Below are 16,718 nucleotides of genomic sequence, written 5' to 3' on the forward strand. Positions count from 1 at the left end.
CCGGACCGCGACCCGGGCCGGGCGGCGGCTGGGCAGGAGCGCTCTGCGGCCCCGCGGCCGCACCGGCCCCCGCACCGGCCGGCGGAACGGCAGCGGCGGGCGGAACGGCAGCGGCGGGCGGAACGGCAGCGGCGGGCGGAGCGGCGGGACGCGGCGGAGCGGCCGGGGGCGGCGGGACGCCCGCTTGCGGCGGAGTCACGGGCCGGGGCGGAGCGGCGGGAGGGTCGGGGACGGCAGCGCGGTCGGCGTCGGTGCTCATGTGCGGCGCCCCCCTCCGTGCGATACCGCCCCGCACGAACGCCGGTTCGAACGTGCGTGTTCGTCGTGGCGGCGGTGAACAGTTCGCCGCGTGCGTACCGTCGCAGCGTGCGGCGTCACTCTACGGTGCGCACCGGGAGGGACGGCAACCCGGCCGAGCTGTGCCGACACACCCGACGCGACGGGGCGGCCGGGGTGTTGCGGCACTCCGGGGCTGTGCGGGCGCGGGCGCCTCTGGCAAGCTGCGAGAGTGTTCGATACGACTGCCGCTCCCGCCGCCGACCGCGCCCGGTACGACCGTGCGACCGCCCATCTCGACGCGCCCCTCGCGCTCGTCGACCTGGCGGCGTTCGACGCCAACGCGGACGATCTCGTACGGCGGGCCGGCGGCAAGCCGCTGCGCGTGGCCAGCAAGTCGGTCCGCTGCCGCGCCCTGTTGGAACGGGTGCTGGCCAAGGACGGGTTCCGCGGGGTGATGAGCTACACCCTCGCCGAGTCGCTCTGGCTGGCCAGGTCGGGCGTCGAGGACGTGCTGCTGGCCTACCCGTCGGCCGACCGCGCCGGTTACGCGGAGCTGGCCTCGGACCCGAAGCTGGCCGCCGCGGTGACCGTCATGGTGGACGACCCCGCGCAGCTCGCGCTGATCGACGCGGCACGGGACGGCGGTACCGAGCCGATCCGGGTCTGCCTCGAACTGGACACCTCGCTGCGGCTGCTGGGCGGCCGGATCCGGGTCGGTGCCCGCCGCTCCCCGCTGCACTCCCCCGCCGAGCTGGCCGACCTCGCGCGCACCGTGCGGCGGCGCCCCGGCTTCCGGCTGGTCGGCCTGATGGCGTACGAGGGGCATGTGGCGGGCGTCGGCGACGCGGTGCCCAGTGCCGCGCTGCGCTCCCGCGCGGTGCGGCTGATGCAGCGCACGGCCCGCCGCGAGCTGGCGGCGCGCCGCTCGGCGGCGGTGCGCGCGGTCCGCGCGGTGGCACCGGACCTGGAGTTCGTCAACGGCGGTGGTACGGGCAGCGTGCAGCACACCGCTGCCGAGGAGGCGGTCACGGAGATCGCGGCCGGCTCGGGGCTGTATGTGCCGCGGCTGTTCGACAATTTCACCTCCTTCACCGGCCGTCCCGCCGCGCTGTTCGCCATGCCGGTGGTGCGCAGGCCGGGGGTGGGCGTGGTCACCGTGCTCGGTGGCGGCTATCCCGCCTCCGGTGTCGCCGGGCGCGACCGGCTGCCCGAGGTGCACCTGCCGGCGGGGCTGCGCTACGACCCGCAGGAGGGGCCGGGCGAGGTGCAGACCCCGCTGCTGGGTCCGCCCGCGGACGACCTGCTCATCGGGGACAAGGTGTGGTTCCGGCACGCCAAGGCCGGTGAACTGTGCGAGCGGTTCGCGACGCTGCACCTGGTGGAGGGCGACCGGGTGACGGACGCGGTGCCCACCTACCGGGGCGAGGGCATGACGTTCCTGTGAGGGAGGCACGGCGGCAGGGCACCCGGCACCGGACGGTCGTGCCCGGGGTCCTGCCGTCAGACGGCCTCGCGGTCGCCGTCGTCGGCGCCCTCGCCCGTTCCGGTGCGGACCACGCCCTTGCGCAGCTCGTCCAGATCGGAGGCGGGAGGCGCCCCGGGTGCGATGTCGACGCTGCTCCACAGGGCGAGGAGCCCGCCCTTGACGTGCGGTGAGCGGAAGACGACGGCCTCGACGTAGGCGTCCGGCTCCAGCTTGTTCTCCACCCGCCAGCGGACCCGGTACCCGGGTTGGCCGGCGACGGTGACCGCGCCGGACTCGACGACCTTGTGGTCGGTGATGCCGCCGTACGCCTTCTCGGAGTACGACTGCTTCGCGTTCTCGGCCACCTGGAGCTCGGCGGCCCCCTTCAGCGCCTTCTCGCCCTCCCAGCCGCTGGAGACGGGCAGCAGCTTCGCGCCGCCGCGCACACAGTCGGTCTCCTCCCCGGGGCAGCGGTACGTGGTCCGGTGCGCGACGAAGCCGGATTCGGGGTCGGGCCGCTGCCATCCCCCGGGGACGGTCAGCCCGACGCCGAGCCCGGGTTCGGGGACGACGTCACCGGGTGAGCTCTCCGGCGCCGGGGACTCCCGGTCGCCGCGGTCGCCGGGCGGGTCGTCCTTGCCGTCCGGGCCGCTGGACTCCGGCGACGGGGAGGAGCCGGCGGCCGCCTTGGGCTCCTCGTCGTCCGAACCGCCCGCCACCAGCACTCCGCCCACGGCGAGGGCGGCGACCAGGACGACCGCGCCGACGATGCCCGCGATGAGCGGACCGCGCCCGGCCTTCCCGCCGCCGCGTCCGGCGGCGGTGCCCGCGGCGGGCCGGGTGTGCTGGGTCCAGGCGGTGCCGTCCCACCAGCGCTGCTGCGGCGGAAGCGGGGGCGTCTGCCCGGGATCGGGGTACCAGCCGGGCGGGGTCGTCATGCTCACGCCCGCACCCTAGGGCACAGGTGTACGAGGCCGCCGGGCGCCCCCGGGGGTGCGGGTCCGCGGACCCGCACCCCCGGTGCGGCTACGCGGCGCCGTGGGCGGTGTCGAACTGGTCCGGGATGATCGAACCGTCGTTCCTGCGCACCGGACCGAGCGAGCCGTCGGGACGGGTGAAGCCCTCGGTGGAGCAGGGGTAGGGCTCCCGCTTGCGGGGCAGCGGTTCGATGAACATCGGATTCACCGCCCAGCGCCCGTCGGCGTCGTCGTAGCCGCGGCACATGATCTCCGGCTTGTTGCGGTTGAGCACCAGGTGGGTGCCCGTCGCATCGCCGACGAAGGTGACGTCGGTGTCCGCGTCACCACCGCCGATCGCGATCCGGTGCCGCCGGTCCTGCTTCTGCCAGGCCCGGGGCCCGTGGATGCCGAAGATCTCCTGGTTGATCACGCACCGCTTGCCCTCGATGTAGGGGATCATCTCCCCCTTGCTGCGGGGCATGCCGCCGCAGCCCTCGGTCCAGGTGGTGATCCGGCCGTGCTCGACCACACTCCGGATCGCGAAGGTGTGCCGGCGGTCGATGCCGACTCCGCGCGCCCACTCCTCGGCCACCGGCTCGGAGCCGGCCGAGACGATGTAGACCTCGAAGCCGGCCTTCTTCAGCGTGCGGACCAGGTCCTGCTGCTGCTCGTAGTAGCGGCTGTAGGCCGGCACGGTGTGGGTGCCCACCCGCTGCGTGCTGCCGACGGGGGCGGCCAGGGCCTCGTCGCGCGCGGCCCTGGCGTAGGAGCGCAGTTCCGGCACGGTGTGGCCCGCGAAGAGCTGCGGCACCCAGGCGTACTGGGGAACGGTGCGCCGGTGGTTCCACTTCCCGGCGAACGCCTCCTCGCCGGCCATCGTCTCGGCCTCGCCGCGCACCTGCAGGATCTCGTCGGCGCACGCGTCGTCGGTCGAGGTGGGCAGCGGGTGCCCCACCGGCACGTCGGTGCCGCACGCCTCGGTGAGCGCCCGGTCGGCGGCGGGGGTCAGCCACTTGCTGGTGTCGGACCAGCGCTCGGGGCGCAGGATCTTGTCGTGCCGCAGGGCCCAGGCGATGGTGGCGTCCGTCGAGTCGTTCTTGACGATGGTGTTGTCCCAGTCGAACGCGGCGACCGGACGGCGGCTGCCGCGCAGGTGCCCGGAGCAGGTGCCGCGTTCGTCGATGGTGCGCTGCAGCTTGGCCCGGTTGGCGCCGTGCCAGGGGAGTTCGGTGGAGAGCTGGGGGCAGTGGCGGCCACCGCCGTGCCCGGCTGCTGCCTGCGCCGGGACGGGCGAGAGGGTCGCGGCGAGGGCCGCGGCCGCGGTGAGGCCGGTCAGGACGGATCTGCTGCGCATGTGGCGCCCCTCCTGGGCTGTCGACAGTGACTCTGTGCACGCTACATCGATGACGGGCGCACACTGCTCCGGCCCGCCCGCCGCGCCGCGTCTCCCGCGCCGGCGCTGCGGGCGGTGCCGGAGCCGGCCGCTACTGCGGGGTGACGTAGGCGCCCGCGATGCCGCCGTCGACCAGGAACTCCGCCGCGTTCACGAACGAGGAGTCGTCGCTGGCGAGGAAGGCGACCGCGGAGGCGATCTCCTCCGCCTCGGCGAACCGGCCCGCCGGCACGTGCACCAGCCGCCGCTGCGCCCGCTCCGGGTCCTTGGCGAACAGCTCCTTGAGCAGTGGGGTGTTCACCGGGCCGGGGCACAGCGCGTTCACCCGGATGCCCTCGCGGGCGAACTGGACGCCCAGCTCGCGGGACATCGCCAGCACCCCGCCCTTGGAGGCGGTGTAGCTGATCTGCGAGGTGGCGGCGCCCATCACCGCGACGAACGAAGCGGTGTTGATGATGGAGCCCCGCCCCTGGGCGCGCATGTACGGCAGCACGGCCTTGCAGCACAGGTAGACCGAGGTGAGGTTGACGTGCTGGACGCGCTGCCACGCCTCCAGCCCCGTCTCCAGGATCGAGTCGTCGTCGGGCGGGGAGATGCCCGCGTTGTTGAAGGCGATGTCGACCGAGCCGTAGGTCTCGTGCGCCGTCCGGAACAGCGCCTCGACCTGGTCGGGGTCGGTGACGTCCACCGCGGCGTACCGGCCGCCGACCTCCCGGGCCGCGGCCTCGCCGCGCTCGGCGTCCACGTCGGCGCAGACGACGTTCGCCCCCTCGGAGGCGAGGCGGCGGGCGGTGGCGAGGCCGATGCCGCTGCCCGCGCCGGTGACCACGGCCGTACGCCCGACCAGGCGGCGGCACACGGCGGTCTCGTTCTCGGTGGCGCTCACTGGCTCTCCTCGGTGCTGATGAAGACGTTCTTGGTCTCGGTGAAGGCGGCGAGCGCGTCGGGGCCGAGTTCCCGGCCCAGTCCGGACTGCTTGTAGCCGCCGAAGGGGGTGGAGTAGCGCACGCTGCTGTGCGAGTTGACGGACAGGTTGCCGGCCGCGACTCCGCGCGAGACGCGCAGCGCGCGAGCGCTGTCCCGGGTCCAGACCGAGCCGGAGAGGCCGTAGTCGGTGTCGTTGGCCAGCCGCACCGCCTCGTCCTCGTCCTCGAAGGGGACGAGGACGGCGACGGGTCCGAAGACCTCCTCCACCGCGGCGCGCTGCCCCTCGGCGTGCGCCAGCACGGTGGCCGGGTACCAGTAGCCGGGGCCTTCGGGGACGCTGCCGCGGATGAGTGCGGGCGTCTCCTCGGGGACGTATCCGCGCACCCGCTCCCGCTGGCGGGCCGAGATGAGCGGGCCCATGGCGGTGGTCCGGTCGGCGGGATCGCCGGCCCGGAAGGCGTGCACGGCGGGCTCCAGGAGCTCCAGGAACCGGTCGTGCACGCTGCGCTGGACCAGGATGCGGCTGCGCGCGCAGCAGTCCTGGCCGGTGTTGTCGAGGAAGGAGCCGGGTGCGGCGGCCGCGGCGCGCTCCAGGTCGGCGTCGGCGAAGACGATGTTGGGGCTCTTGCCGCCGAGTTCGAGCGTGACGCGCTTCACGGACTGCGCGCAGCGGGCCATGACGCTCTTGCCGACGGCGGTGGAGCCGGTGAAGACGACCTTGGCCACCCGCGGGTGGTCGACCAGGGCGGTGCCGGTGACGGCCCCCTCCCCCGGCAGCACCTGGAAGAGCCCTTCGGGCAGCCCGGCCTCCAGCGCCAGCTCGGCCAGCCGCAGCGCGGTCAGCGGGGTGTCCTCGGCGGGTTTGAGGAGCACCGCGTTCCCCGCGGCCAGCGCGGGCGCGCTGCCCCAGGCGGCGATCGGCATCGGGAAGTTCCACGGGGCGATCACCGCGACCACGCCCAGCGGTTCCGCGAAGGTGAGGTTCACGCCGCCCGCGACCGGGATCTGCTGCCCCGTCAGGCGCTCGACCCCGCCCGCGGCGTAGTCGAGCAGGTCGCGCACGTTGGCCGCCTCGCCGCAGGCGCTGCCCAGCGGGTGTCCGGCCTCGCGCATCTCCAGGACGCCGAGTTCCTCGATGCGCCCGTCGACGGCGGACGCGAACCGGCGCAGCAGCCGGGCCCGGTCCGCGGGCGCCAGTGCGGCCCAGGCGGCCTGCGCCGCGCACGCGCGTTCGACCGCGCGGTCGACCTCCTCGGGGGTGGTGACGGGGACGGTGGAGAACACCTCCTCCGTCGCCGGATTGACGATGTCGAGCTGCTCGGCTCGGGGCGGGGTGGGGTCTTGCTGCTCGTGCTGCACTCGGTCGGTTCCTTACATGCGCTCGAAGGAGCGGTAGCGCTCCCAGTCCGTCACGGCGGTGTCGAAGGCCCGCTGTTCCACCCGGGCCATGTTGAGGTAGTGGTCGACCACTTCGCTGCCGAACGCCTCCCGCGCCGGTGCGCTCCCCTCCCACAGCTCGGCGGCCTCGCGCAGGGTGGTGGGCACGTGCGCGGCGTCGCCGGTGTAGGCGTTGCCGGTGCAGGCGGCCGGGAGCTCCAGTTCGTTGTCGATGCCGTGCAGCCCCGCGGCGATCATCCCGGCGACGGCCAGGTAGGGGTTGACGTCGCCGCCCGGCACCCGGTTCTCCAGCCGGTGCCCCGCGCCGTGGCCGATGACGCGCAGCGCGCAAGTGCGGTTGTCGGGGCCCCAGGCGACGGCGGTGGGCGCGAAGGAGCCGGGCTGGAACCGCTTGTAGGAGTTGATGTTCGGCGCGTACAGCAGTGTGAAGTCCCGCAGGGCCGCGAGCTGTCCGGCCAGGAAGTGCCGCATCAGGGGCGACATGCCGTGCTCGCCCTGCTCGTCGGCGAGGACGGACCGTCCGTCCGCGTCGCGCAGCGAGAGGTGGATGTGGCAGGAGTTGCCCTCGCGCTCGTCGTACTTGGCCATGAAGGTGAGCGCGTGGCCCTGCTGGGCGGCGATCTCCTTGGCGCCGGTCTTGTAGATGACGTGCTGGTCGCAGGTGGTGAGCGCGTCCGCGTAGCGGAAGGCGATCTCGTGCTGGCCCAGATTGCACTCGCCCTTGGCCGACTCGACGACCATGCCCGCGGTCGCCATCTCGTTGCGGATACGGCGCAGCAGCGGCTCGACGCGGCCGGTGCCGAGGATGGAGTAGTCGACGTTGTACTGGTTGGCGGGGGTCAGACCCCGGTAGGCGCTGTCCCAGGCCTGTTCGTAGGTGTCCTGGAAGACCATGAACTCCAGTTCGGTGCCCACGTACGCCTGCCAGCCGCGCTCGGCGAGCCGGTCGAGCTGCCGTTGCAGGATCTGCCGGGGCGAGGCGACGACGGGGCTGCCGTCGTGCCAGGCGAGGTCGGCGGTGAGCAGCGCGGTGCCGGGGTTCCAGGGGACGCGGCGCAGCGTGCCGGTGTCGCCGTGCATGGCGAAGTCCCCGTAGCCGCGCTCCCAGGAGGACATCTCGTAGCCGTCCACGGTGTTCAGCTCGACGTCGACGGCGAGCAGGTAGTTGCAGCCCTCGCTGCCGCCGTCGAGCACGTGCTCCAGGAAGTAGGGGGCGGCGAACCGCTTTCCCTGGAGGCGGCCTTGCATGTCGGTGAAGGCCAGGACGACGGTGTCGATCTCGCCCGCCTCGACGAGTCTCCTCAGCTCCGAGACGGCGAGCGGTGGTGTGCGGTCTGCCACGGGTGGGCCTCCTGTCGGTCCGCGGAAGCCATAAGGTAGCCGTGCATACCTTTGAAACGGAAGAGGGTCACCGGAAAGGAAGAGGGTGCGATGCCGGAGGACGACAGACTCGCCACGGTGCTGCGTACCGTACACGCGGGCAACGGGTTCGAAGAGGCGCTGGAGCAGATCCTGCAGATCGTCCGCCTGGGCCTGGTCGCCGAGGGCGAGCGGCTGCCCGCCGAGCGCGAGCTGGCCGAGCGGCTCGGGATCAGCCGCGTCACCCTGCGCGAGGTGCTGAAGGTGCTCGCCGAGCAGGGCGTGGTGGCCAGCCGGCGCGGCCGGTACGGCGGCACCTTCGTCCTCCCGCAGCCGGCCGCCGAGGGGAGCGGCACCGGGCCGGGCGAGGTGCGGCTGCCCGCGGGGGCGCCGGAGCTGGCGGACACCCTCGTCTTCCGCGAGGTGCTGGAGGCGGGCGCCGCGGAGGTGTGCGCCACCCGCGGCCTGTCCGCGGCGGAGGCGGCCCGGCTGCGGGAGGCGCTGGACGCCACCCGCGAGGCGGCGCTCCAGGACTACCGGCGGCAGGACACCCTGCTGCACCTCACCCTCGTGGAGCTGGCCGGCTCCCCGTCGCTGACCGCCCGGTACGCCGCCGTGCGGGCCAAGCTGAACGAGCTGCTCAACCACATCCCGCTGCTGGTGCGGAACCTGGAGCACGCCCAGCAGCAGCACGCCGCACTGGTCGCCGCCGTCCTGGAGGGGGACGGCGAGGGTGCCCGCGCCATCGCCCGCGAGCACTGCGCGGGGACGGCCTCGCTGCTGCGCGGGTTCCTGAGCTGAGGCACCGCGGGCGCGGAGCCGACGCGGAATGCCCGGTGTGCCCCGCGGTGCCGGGTGCGGTTACCGCCCCTTCACGCACGGGGGTTGCGCCGCGCCCCCTCCGGCCACAAAGGTATGCCAGCACACCAATGGCTCACCGCGGGAGTGTGGCACATGACCCAACAGTCCGAGTCCCCCGACCGGGACCGCGCCCCGGCGGCGCCGCCCGACCCGGATGCCGCGTACCTCGAACGCCGCACGCTGCGGCGCGGCAGCGCCGGCCCGCTGCTGCTGACCGGGCTCGGCGTCGCCTACGTCGTCTCCGGTGACTACTCCGGCTGGAACGCCGGCCTGGCCGAGGGCGGCTTCGGCGGCCTGGCCGTCGCCGCGGTCCTGATGGGGCTGATGTACACCTGCATGGTCTTCGCCCTGGCCGAACTGTCCGCCATCCTGCCCACCGCGGGCGGCGGATACGGCTTCGCACGGCGCGCCCTGGGCCCCTGGGGCGGCTTCCTGACCGGCACGGCCATTCTGATCGAGTACGTCCTCGCGCCGGCCGCCATCGTCTGCTTCATCGGCGACTACATCGAGTCCCTGGGCCTGTTCGGGCTGGAGTCCGGCTGGCCCGTCTACCTCGCCTGCTTCGCCCTGTTCATCGGCGTCCATCTGTGGGGCGTCGGCGAGGCGCTGCGCTTCTCCCTCGTCGTGACCGCCGTCGCGGTCGCCGCGCTGCTGGTGTTCGTCCTCGGCGCCCTCACCGACTTCCACACCAGCGCGCTCGACGACATCCCGGTGGACCACGGCGCCTTCGGCTCCGGCTCCTGGCTCCCGTTCGGCGTGCTGGGCATCTGGGCGGCCTTCCCCTTCGGCATGTGGTTCTTCCTCGGCGTCGAGGGCGTACCGCTGGCCGCCGAGGAGACCAAGGACCCGGCCCGCACCCTGCCCAAGGCCATGGCCTGGTCGATGGGCATCCTGCTGGTGCTCGCGCTGCTGACCTTCGTGACCGCGACCGGTGCCCGCGGCTCGGCAGCCATCCAGGACGTCGGCAACCCGCTGGTGGCGGCCCTGCAGCCGGACGGCGAGGCCACGGCACTCTCCCGCGTCGTGAACTACGCGGGCCTGGCAGGGCTGGTGGCCTCCTTCTTCTCGCTCATCTTCGCGGGCTCCCGCCAGCTCTTCGCCCTCTCCAGGGCCGGCTACCTGCCCCGCTTCCTCTCCCTCACCAGCCGCCGCAAGGCCCCCTACCTCGGGCTGCTGCTGCCGGGAGCGCTGGGCTTCGGACTGGCGGCGAGCAGCGGCGACGGCGCCACGATGCTCAACATCGCCGTCTTCGGCGCCACCATCTCCTACGCGCTGATGTCGCTCTCGCACATCGTGCTGCGCAGGCGCGAACCCCATCTGGAGCGCCCCTACCGCACGCCCGGCGGCGTGCTGACCTCCTCCGTCGCCCTGGTCCTGGCCCTCGCGGCCCTGGTGGCCACCTTCCTGGTCGACAAGCAGGCAGCATTGATCGCGCTGGCCGTCTACGCGGTGGCGGTGGGCTACTTCGCCTGCTACTCCCGGCACCGTCTGGTGGCGGCGGCACCCGAGGAGGAGTTCGCGGCCCTCGCCGAGGCGGAGGAGGAACTGCGCGACTGACCGTCGCGGCCCGCGCGTCCCGCACCTCCGGTGCGCTCCGGCGAACCACCGGAGCGCACCGGGCGGGCACGGCCCGACCCCACCGGCCCGGTACCAGCGTCCCGAAGCCCTCCGGAACGCGGCCGGGGAACCCGGCCGAAGCACACAGCCGACAGGAGAGAAACCCCGTGGCACCACCCCTCATCGGCCTCACGACCTATCTGGAACCCGGCGCACGCTGGGGCGACTGGCAGCTGCCCGCCGCGCTGCTGCCCGCCGCCTACCACCGGATGGCGCAGCGTGCCGGAGCCCGCGCCGTACTGCTCCCGCCCGACGAGGACCCGGACGCGGCGGCCGACGCCCTCTCCCGGCTGGACGGCCTGGTCACCGTGGGCGGTCCGGACGTCGACCCGTCCCGCTACGGCGCCGCACGCGGGCCGCACACCGGCCCCGGACACCCCGAGCGCGACGCCTGGGAACTCGCCCTCACCCGGGAGGCACTGGCCCGGCGCATGCCGCTGCTGGCGATCTGCCGGGGCATGCAGCTCCTCAACGTGGCCCGGGGCGGCACCCTCGTCCAGCATCTGCCGGACACGGCGGCCCACCGCGGCGCCGCCCCCGGGGTCTTCACCCCCCACGAGATCGCACCGGTTCCGGGCACGCTGCTCGCCAAGGTGCTGGAGGAGGCGGCGACCGTGGCCGTGCCGACCTACCACCACCAGGCGGTGGACACGCTCGGCGAAGGCCTGGTGGGCACCGGGCACGCGCTGCACGACGGCACCGTCGAGGCCCTCGAACTCCCCGGCGCCGACCACTTCGTACTCGGCGTCCAGTGGCACCCGGAGGCCGGTGACGACCTCCGGCTGATGACGGCCCTCACCACGGCGGCCGCCACCGGCCTCAACCGGTGAGGGCCAGCAGCTGACGGGCGGGCCCCGCCGGCCGGGCGCCGCGCGGCCAGACCGCCCGCAGCGCCCGGCTCAGCCCGGGTCCCTCCACCACGACCTCGATCAGCCGCCGCGCCGCCAACTCCTCCCGCACCGCCAGCTCGCTGAGCACCGCCGGGCCCGCGCCGCTGACCGCGGCGGCCTTGACCGCCGTGGTGGAGGCCAGCTCCAGCAGCGGCGGGCCGAGCCCGCCGTGTGCGGCGAGCGCGGCGTCCAGGACCTGTCGGGTACCCGAGCCGGGCTCGCGCAGCACCAGTCCGGTGGCGGCCAGTTCGCGCAGCGGGACCGGCTTGCGGCGCCGGGTCCACGGATGCCCGGGAGCCGCGACGACCAGCAGGCGGTCGTGCCCGATGACAGTGCCGTCCAGGCCCGGCGGCACCCCGAGACCCTCCACGAAGCCCAGGTCCGCCTCCGCGGCCAGGACCGTGCGGGCCACGGCCGCGCTGTTGCCGGCGCGCAGCCGCACCGCGGTGTCCGGCAGCTGGGCACGCAGCGCGATCAGCCAACCGGGCAGCAGATACTCGGCGATCGTCATGGAGGCGGCCACGGTGAGCCGGGAGTCGCGCCGGTCGCGCAGCGCGCTGACGCCCGCGTCGAAGGACTCGGCGGACTCCACGATGCGCCGCGCCCAGTCGGTGACCAGCACACCGGCCTCGGTCAGCCGCGAGCCCCTGGGCGAGCGCTCCAGCAGGGTGACGCCGAGCATCCGCTCCATGGCGCGCAGCCGGGCGCTGGCGGCGGGCTGGCTGACCCCCGTCTCGCGCGCCGCGCGGCCCACACTGCCCAGCCGGGCAACGGCCAGCAGCAGCTCCAGCGCGCCCAGATCCGGTACCCGGCGGGCCAGACCCCCGGACACGCCCTCCCTCTCGCTCATAGGGTCAGCTTATGTCCCCATAGGGGCGTGGCCCCTTCTGCCCGCCCCGGCGCCGGAGGAGCGTGGCCGCATGACCGCATCCGCGCGCGCCACCGCCGAGACCGACTCCCCCGCCTCCGCACCGCCGGCAGTGGCCGAGCACCCGCCCGGACCGCGGCTGCGCGCTCTGGGCCCGAACTGGTACGCGGCGGTGATGGGGACCGCCATCGTGGCCACCGCCGGAACCGTGCTGCCGCTGCATCCGCCGCGCGCCCTGCTGGAGGGCGTCTGGGCGCTGGCCGCGGCGGCGCTGGCGGTGCTGCTGGCGGCCCGCGGAGCGCACTGGCTGCGCCACCGCGACCGGGCCCGCGCCCACCTGCTCGATCCGGCCGTCGCCCCGTTCCACGGCTGCCTGGCGATGGCGCTGCTGGCGGTCGGCGGCGGCGCGTCGGCACTGGACGTCCCCTGGGCCGCCGGTCTCGACGCGGCGCTGTGGACGTCCGGGACGGCCGTCGGGCTGGTCGCCGCGGTGACCGTGCCCTATCTGATGATCACCCGGCACCGGGTGGAGCAGGGCAGCGCCGCACCGGCCTGGCTGCTGCCGGTGGTGGCCCCGATGGTCTCCGCCGCGCTCGGCCCGCCGCTGGCCGCGCACCTGCCCGCGGGCCCGGCACGGCAGGCCCTGCTGCTGGGCTCCTTCGCGCTCTTCGGTGCGAGCCTGCTGGCGACGCTGCTGTTCCTGCCGCTGATCCTCTCCCGGCTGCTGCACCACGGCCCGCTGCCGACGGCGCTGACGCCGTCGCTGTTCCTGGTGCTCGGGCCGCTGGGGCAGTCGACGACCGCGCTCGGCAACCTCGCGGACGCGCAGCCGGGCATGTTCGGGGCGCTGTCGGTGCTCTACGGCGTTCCGGTGCTCGGCTTCGCACTGCTGTGGCTCGCGCTGTCGTCGGCGCTGGTGGTGCGCGCCGCACGCCGGGGCATGGCCTTCTCGTTGACGTGGTGGGCGTTCACCTTCCCGGTCGGCACCTGTGTCACAGGAGCCGCGGCGGTGTGGCGGCACACCGGAGCGGCCGCCTTCGGCTGGCTGGCGGCGGGCCTCTACGTGCTGCTGGTGGCCGCCTGGGCGGCCGCCGCCACCGGGACGGTGCGCGGACTGCTCAGCGGAGCGCTGCTCGCAGGGCCGCACCGAGCACCTGCGGCGCCCGCACCAGCGACGGCCCGTACCAGGTGAGGTGGCGACCGCTGCACAGCACGGCCGGTGTCCCCGGGAACGCCTCGGGCCCGTCCTCGGCGGTGAACCGGTAGGGCTCGTCCGGCAGGACGACCACCTCGGCGCGGCCCGGTGCGGACAGCTCCGCGAGCGGCACCCGCGGATAGCGCTCCGCGTGCCCGGCGTAGCGGTTGCGCACCCCGAGGTGGGCCAGCAGATCACCGGCGAAGGTGTCCCGGCCCAGCACCATCCACGGCTTGCGCCACACCGGTACGACCGCGCGGACGTCGAACTCGGCCCGTGCCCGGGCCCAGGCCTCCTCGGCCTCGTCGAGCCAGGCCGGGCGGGAGAGCCCGCAGCCCTCGGTGAGCACCCGGTGCAGTTCCGCGAAGCCCTGCTCCAGCGTCCGCACCTCGGTCACCAGGACCCGCAGCCCGGCCTCCCGCAGGGCCCGCAGATCCGCGGGCCGGTTCTCCTCCTCGTTGGCGAGCACCAGGTCCGGAGCCAGCCCCGCGATGGCCGGGACGTCCGGGTTCTTGGTGCCGCGCACCCTGGTGACGGCGAGGTCTCCGGGGTGCGAGCACCAGTCGGTGGCCCCGACCAGGAGTTCGGGCGCGGTGGCCGCCACCGCCTCGGTGAGGGACGGCACGAGCGAGACAACGGACCGGCACGGCATGTGCAGCACCCTATGCCGCCGCTCCGGCCGGCTCCCACCCCCTGGGTCCCGGCCCGCAGCCCCCGGCGGGCCGGCGGTCGCCCGTCACCGGTCCTGCGCGCCCGGACGCCGGGCGCCCGGAACCGGAACGGCACCAGCGGCGCCCCGAAGCCGGGCGCCCTCAGCCGACGGGCGCCAGCTCGTCCTCCAGACCCGGGTGGGCGTCCAGCCATGTGCGGGCGGACTTCTTCTCCTTGCCCTTGCCCTTGCCGCCCTTCTGGATGGCCGCCTCCAGGGAGCCGAGGTCCTGCTCGGACATCGTGAAGTCCTTCAGCCAGCCGTACAGCTCGGGGAAGTCCTCCTTGAACCCCTTCCGCGCGGTGACGTGGATGTGGTCGCCCTTGCCCCAGGCGCCCTTGGGGTCCTTGAGCTTCTTCATCGGATACGTGCTGTAGACCCAGTGCGGCGTCCAGGTGGTGGCCAGCACCGGCTTCTTCCGCGCCACGGCGCGGTCCACGGCCGAGAGCATGGAGGAGGTGCTGGAGGAGACCACCTTGTACTCGCCCTCCAGGCCGTACGCCTTGAGGACCTTGTCCTTGAGGATCTTCATCTCGCCCGCGCTGGACTCGATCCCGATGATCTTCCCGTCGAACTCCTTGCCGCGCCCCTTGAGATCCGCCAGCGAGTCGACGCCCTTGACGTAGGAGGGCACGGACAGCTCCAGCGAGGTGGGGCCGTACCAGGAACCGACGTCGGTGAGTCTGTCCCGGTACTTGCGCCAGTACTGCTCGTGGGTCGTGGGCAGCCAGGCGTCCGTCTGGACGTCGATCCGGCCCTGGGCCATGGCGGTGAACAGCGGACCGGGGTCGAGCTGTTCGACCTTCGGCTTGTAGCCGCGGTCCTCCAGGATGTTCTCCCACAGGTAGGTGGTCGCGACCGCCTCGTCCCAGGGGAAGTAGGCCATGCTGACCGACTTCCCCGCGTCCTTGCCCCGCTTCTTCTCCCCGCCGGGCACCGGCACCATCTTGTCCAGGAACCCGGGGCGGGCGTTCAGCCACTTGGCGGCGGCCTGCTGCTCCCGGCCCTTGGAGGCGTCCTGGATCGCCGTCTCCAGCGAGGTGAGCTGCTGCTCCGTCAGGTGGAAGTTCTTCAGCCAGCGGGCCACGACCGGGTCATCCTGGGCGAAGCCCTTGCGGGCGACGTTGTAGAGCTTCTCCCCCTTGCCGAAGGCGCCCTTGGGATCCTTGAGCTTGGTCAGGTCGTATTTGGCGTACGCCCAGTGCGGGGACCAGAGCGTGACGACGACCGGCTGCTTCTGCTGGATGGAGCGCTTCAGCTCGGCCAGCATCGAGGAGGTGCCGGAGGAGACCACCTTGTACTCGCCCTCCAGGCCGTACGCCTTGAGGACCTTGTCCTTGAGGATCTTCATCTCGCCCGCGCTGGACTCGATCCCGATGATCTTCCCGTCGAACTCCTTGCCGCGGCCCTTGAGATCGGCCAGCGAGCGCACCCCCTTGACGTAGGAGGGCACGGTCAGCTCCAGCGAGGTGGGGCCGTACCAGGAGCCCAGCTTCTCCAGCTCGGAGCCGTACTTGTCCCAGTACTGCTGGTGCGTGGTGGGCAGCCAGGCGTCCGTCTGGAAGTCGGTCTCCCCCTGCGCGAGGGAGGTGTAGAGGGGGCCCGGGTCGAGCTGCTTGAGCTGAGGACGGTAGCCGCGCTGCTCCAGCGCCTCCTTCCACAGATAGGAGGTGGCGATGGCCTCGTCCCACGGGATGTACCCCATCTTCAGCTGCTTGCCCTTGCCCACGTCGGCGCCACCGGCGGACGGCGCGGAGGAGCCGGACTCGGCCAGGCTCAGCCCGCCCGCCGCCAGTGCCAGTGCCAGGACGCCCGCGAGCGCGGCGAGCGTGCTCGGCCGGTAGCGGACGAACCGCATCCGGCCCATCATGGCGGTGGTCCGGGCCGCTGCGCGGCGGCCGAGCGGCGAGACGCGCATGCTCAGGGCGCCGGTCATCCGGTCCAGGTAGATGGCGAGGATGACGACGGCGATGCCGGCCTCGACGCCGAGGCCGATCTGGACCTGGGTGACGGCGGCGTAGATGCGCTCCCCGAGCCCCGGTGCTCCGGCCAGACCGGCGATGACGACCATCGACAGGGCCAGCATGATGACCTGGTTGATCCCGGCCATCACGGTCGGCAGCGCGAGCGGGAACTGCACCCGCGTGAGGGTCTGCCGGGGACCGGTGCCGAACGCGTCGGCGGCCTCCACCAGCTCGCTGTCGACCTGCCGGATGCCCAGCTCGGTCATCCGGACACCGGGCGGCATCGCGAAGATGATCGTCGCCAGCAGGCCGGGAGTGGTGCCGACGGAGAAGAAGATCACGCCGGGGATGAGGTAGACGAAGGCGGGCATCGTCTGCATCACGTCGAGCACCGGGCGCACGGCGGCGCTGACCGCCTTCTTGCGCGCCGCCAGGATGCCGATCGGTACCGCGAAGAAGATGGTGATGACCGCGGCGGCCAGGACGAGCGACAGCGTGGACATCGCGTCGTCCCACAGCCCGAAGGAGTCGACCAGCACGAAGCCGGCGAAGGCGACGACGCCCGCGAGGAGCCCGCGCAGCCAGAAGGCGATGACGGCGAAGATCCCGGCCAGCAGCAGCGGCTCGACGCTGCCGAGAATCATGTTGATGCCGTCGTAGAGGCCGGTCAGCACCGTGTTGATGGCGTCGAACAGCCAGCTCAGATGGGTCTGGAGCCAGTCGACCGCGCTCTCGGCCCAGTTGCCCGGATGGAATTCAGGCATCCGCGCCCACCCCGTTCCCGTCCTCCGCTGCGGGGGGCGACTCCACCCGCGGCTCCTCGGCCAGTGCGGC

13 protein-coding genes are annotated in these 16,718 nt (G+C 73.6%); 5 read left to right on the top strand and 8 right to left on the bottom strand.

Annotated elements, in window-relative coordinates; genetic code table 11:
* The first annotated feature begins 508 nt into the window (after positions 1-508).
* Positions 509-1,723 carry an amino acid deaminase/aldolase gene (locus tag A949_RS0121955; RefSeq protein WP_019358184.1) on the top strand — a complete coding sequence of 405 codons (1,215 nt, stop codon included), beginning with the start codon at positions 509-511 and terminating at the stop codon, positions 1,721-1,723.
* A 56-nt stretch (positions 1,724-1,779) separates the two neighbouring features.
* Here A949_RS0121955 and A949_RS0121960 read toward each other — a convergent pair whose 3' ends face one another.
* The 5 genes from A949_RS0121960 to A949_RS0121980 all read right to left on the bottom strand — a co-directional run bounded on the left by A949_RS0121960 (position 1,780) and on the right by A949_RS0121980 (position 7,762).
* Entirely contained in the window at positions 1,780-2,682 is a 903-nt protein-coding gene (locus A949_RS0121960) for a DUF2510 domain-containing protein (protein WP_019358185.1), read from the bottom strand.
* Positions 2,683-2,770: 88 nt separating this feature from the next.
* Positions 2,771-4,057 (bottom strand): haloacid dehalogenase-like hydrolase, encoded by a 1,287-nt coding sequence (locus A949_RS0121965; protein ID WP_019358186.1) that lies wholly within the window; start codon positions 4,055-4,057, stop codon positions 2,771-2,773.
* Positions 4,058-4,187: 130 nt separating this feature from the next.
* Positions 4,188-4,982 (bottom strand): 3-oxoacyl-ACP reductase, encoded by a 795-nt coding sequence (locus A949_RS0121970; protein ID WP_019358187.1) that lies wholly within the window; start codon positions 4,980-4,982, stop codon positions 4,188-4,190.
* Positions 4,979-6,382, bottom strand: a complete 1,404-nt coding sequence (locus tag A949_RS0121975; RefSeq protein ID WP_019358188.1) for an aldehyde dehydrogenase family protein — start codon at positions 6,380-6,382, stop codon at positions 4,979-4,981. Before A949_RS0121975 ends, A949_RS0121970 begins: the two co-directional genes overlap by 4 nt.
* Before the next feature lie 12 nt (positions 6,383-6,394).
* Positions 6,395-7,762, bottom strand: a complete 1,368-nt coding sequence (locus A949_RS0121980) for a glutamine synthetase family protein (RefSeq protein WP_019358189.1) — start codon at positions 7,760-7,762, stop codon at positions 6,395-6,397.
* A 90-nt stretch (positions 7,763-7,852) separates the two neighbouring features.
* On the opposite strand from A949_RS0121980, the gene A949_RS0121985 reads away from it, so the two are divergent.
* The 3 genes from A949_RS0121985 (at position 7,853) to A949_RS0121995 (ending at position 11,088) form a co-directional block, all read left to right on the top strand.
* Positions 7,853-8,581, top strand: coding sequence for a FadR/GntR family transcriptional regulator (locus tag A949_RS0121985; RefSeq protein WP_019358190.1), 729 nt, complete (start codon positions 7,853-7,855; stop codon positions 8,579-8,581).
* 153 nt (positions 8,582-8,734) lie between these two features.
* Positions 8,735-10,198, top strand: a complete 1,464-nt coding sequence (eat, locus tag A949_RS0121990; RefSeq protein ID WP_019358191.1) for an ethanolamine permease — start codon at positions 8,735-8,737, stop codon at positions 10,196-10,198.
* Between the two features lie 167 nt (positions 10,199-10,365).
* Entirely contained in the window at positions 10,366-11,088 is a 723-nt protein-coding gene (locus tag A949_RS0121995; RefSeq protein WP_019358192.1) for a gamma-glutamyl-gamma-aminobutyrate hydrolase family protein, read from the top strand.
* On the opposite strand, the gene A949_RS0122000 is transcribed toward A949_RS0121995, so the two are convergent.
* Entirely contained in the window at positions 11,078-11,998 is a 921-nt protein-coding gene (locus A949_RS0122000) for a LysR family transcriptional regulator (RefSeq protein ID WP_026004909.1), read from the bottom strand. The genes A949_RS0121995 and A949_RS0122000 overlap by 11 nt on opposite strands.
* 70 nt (positions 11,999-12,068) lie before the next feature.
* Here A949_RS0122000 and A949_RS0122005 point away from each other — a divergent pair, with 70 nt between their 5' ends.
* Positions 12,069-13,208, top strand: coding sequence for a hypothetical protein (locus A949_RS0122005; RefSeq protein ID WP_019358194.1), 1,140 nt, complete (start codon positions 12,069-12,071; stop codon positions 13,206-13,208).
* On the opposite strand, the gene A949_RS0122010 is transcribed toward A949_RS0122005, so the two are convergent.
* Together A949_RS0122010 and A949_RS0122015 are read right to left on the bottom strand one after the other, a co-directional pair.
* The gene (locus A949_RS0122010; RefSeq protein WP_026004910.1) at positions 13,135-13,863 is read right to left on the bottom strand and encodes a helical backbone metal receptor; all 729 of its coding nucleotides are present in this window, start codon (positions 13,861-13,863) and stop codon (positions 13,135-13,137) included. The genes A949_RS0122005 and A949_RS0122010 overlap by 74 nt on opposite strands.
* 160 nt (positions 13,864-14,023) lie before the next feature.
* Positions 14,024-16,648: an ABC transporter permease/substrate binding protein gene (locus tag A949_RS0122015; protein WP_019358196.1), complete on the bottom strand. Its 2,625-nt coding sequence runs from the start codon at positions 16,646-16,648 to the stop codon at positions 14,024-14,026.
* Between the last annotated feature and the right edge of the window lie 70 nt (positions 16,649-16,718).

This window comes from Streptomyces sp. AA1529, from assembly GCF_000280905.1.
Classification (GTDB): domain Bacteria; phylum Actinomycetota; class Actinomycetes; order Streptomycetales; family Streptomycetaceae; genus Streptomyces.

Coding starts and splice junctions, on each gene's coding strand:
- A949_RS0121960 (WP_019358185.1), bottom strand. CDS start 2,682: ATGACGACCCCGCCCGGCTGGTACCCCGATCCCGGGCAGACGCCCCCG.
- A949_RS0121965 (WP_019358186.1), bottom strand. CDS start 4,057: ATGCGCAGCAGATCCGTCCTGACCGGCCTCACCGCGGCCGCGGCCCTC.
- A949_RS0121985 (WP_019358190.1), top strand. CDS start 7,853: ATGCCGGAGGACGACAGACTCGCCACGGTGCTGCGTACCGTACACGCG.
- eat (WP_019358191.1), top strand. CDS start 8,735: ATGACCCAACAGTCCGAGTCCCCCGACCGGGACCGCGCCCCGGCGGCG.
- A949_RS0122000 (WP_026004909.1), bottom strand. CDS start 11,998: ATGAGCGAGAGGGAGGGCGTGTCCGGGGGTCTGGCCCGCCGGGTACCG.
- A949_RS0122005 (WP_019358194.1), top strand. CDS start 12,069: ATGACCGCATCCGCGCGCGCCACCGCCGAGACCGACTCCCCCGCCTCC.
- A949_RS0122010 (WP_026004910.1), bottom strand. CDS start 13,863: ATGCCGTGCCGGTCCGTTGTCTCGCTCGTGCCGTCCCTCACCGAGGCG.
- A949_RS0122015 (WP_019358196.1), bottom strand. CDS start 16,648: ATGCCTGAATTCCATCCGGGCAACTGGGCCGAGAGCGCGGTCGACTGG.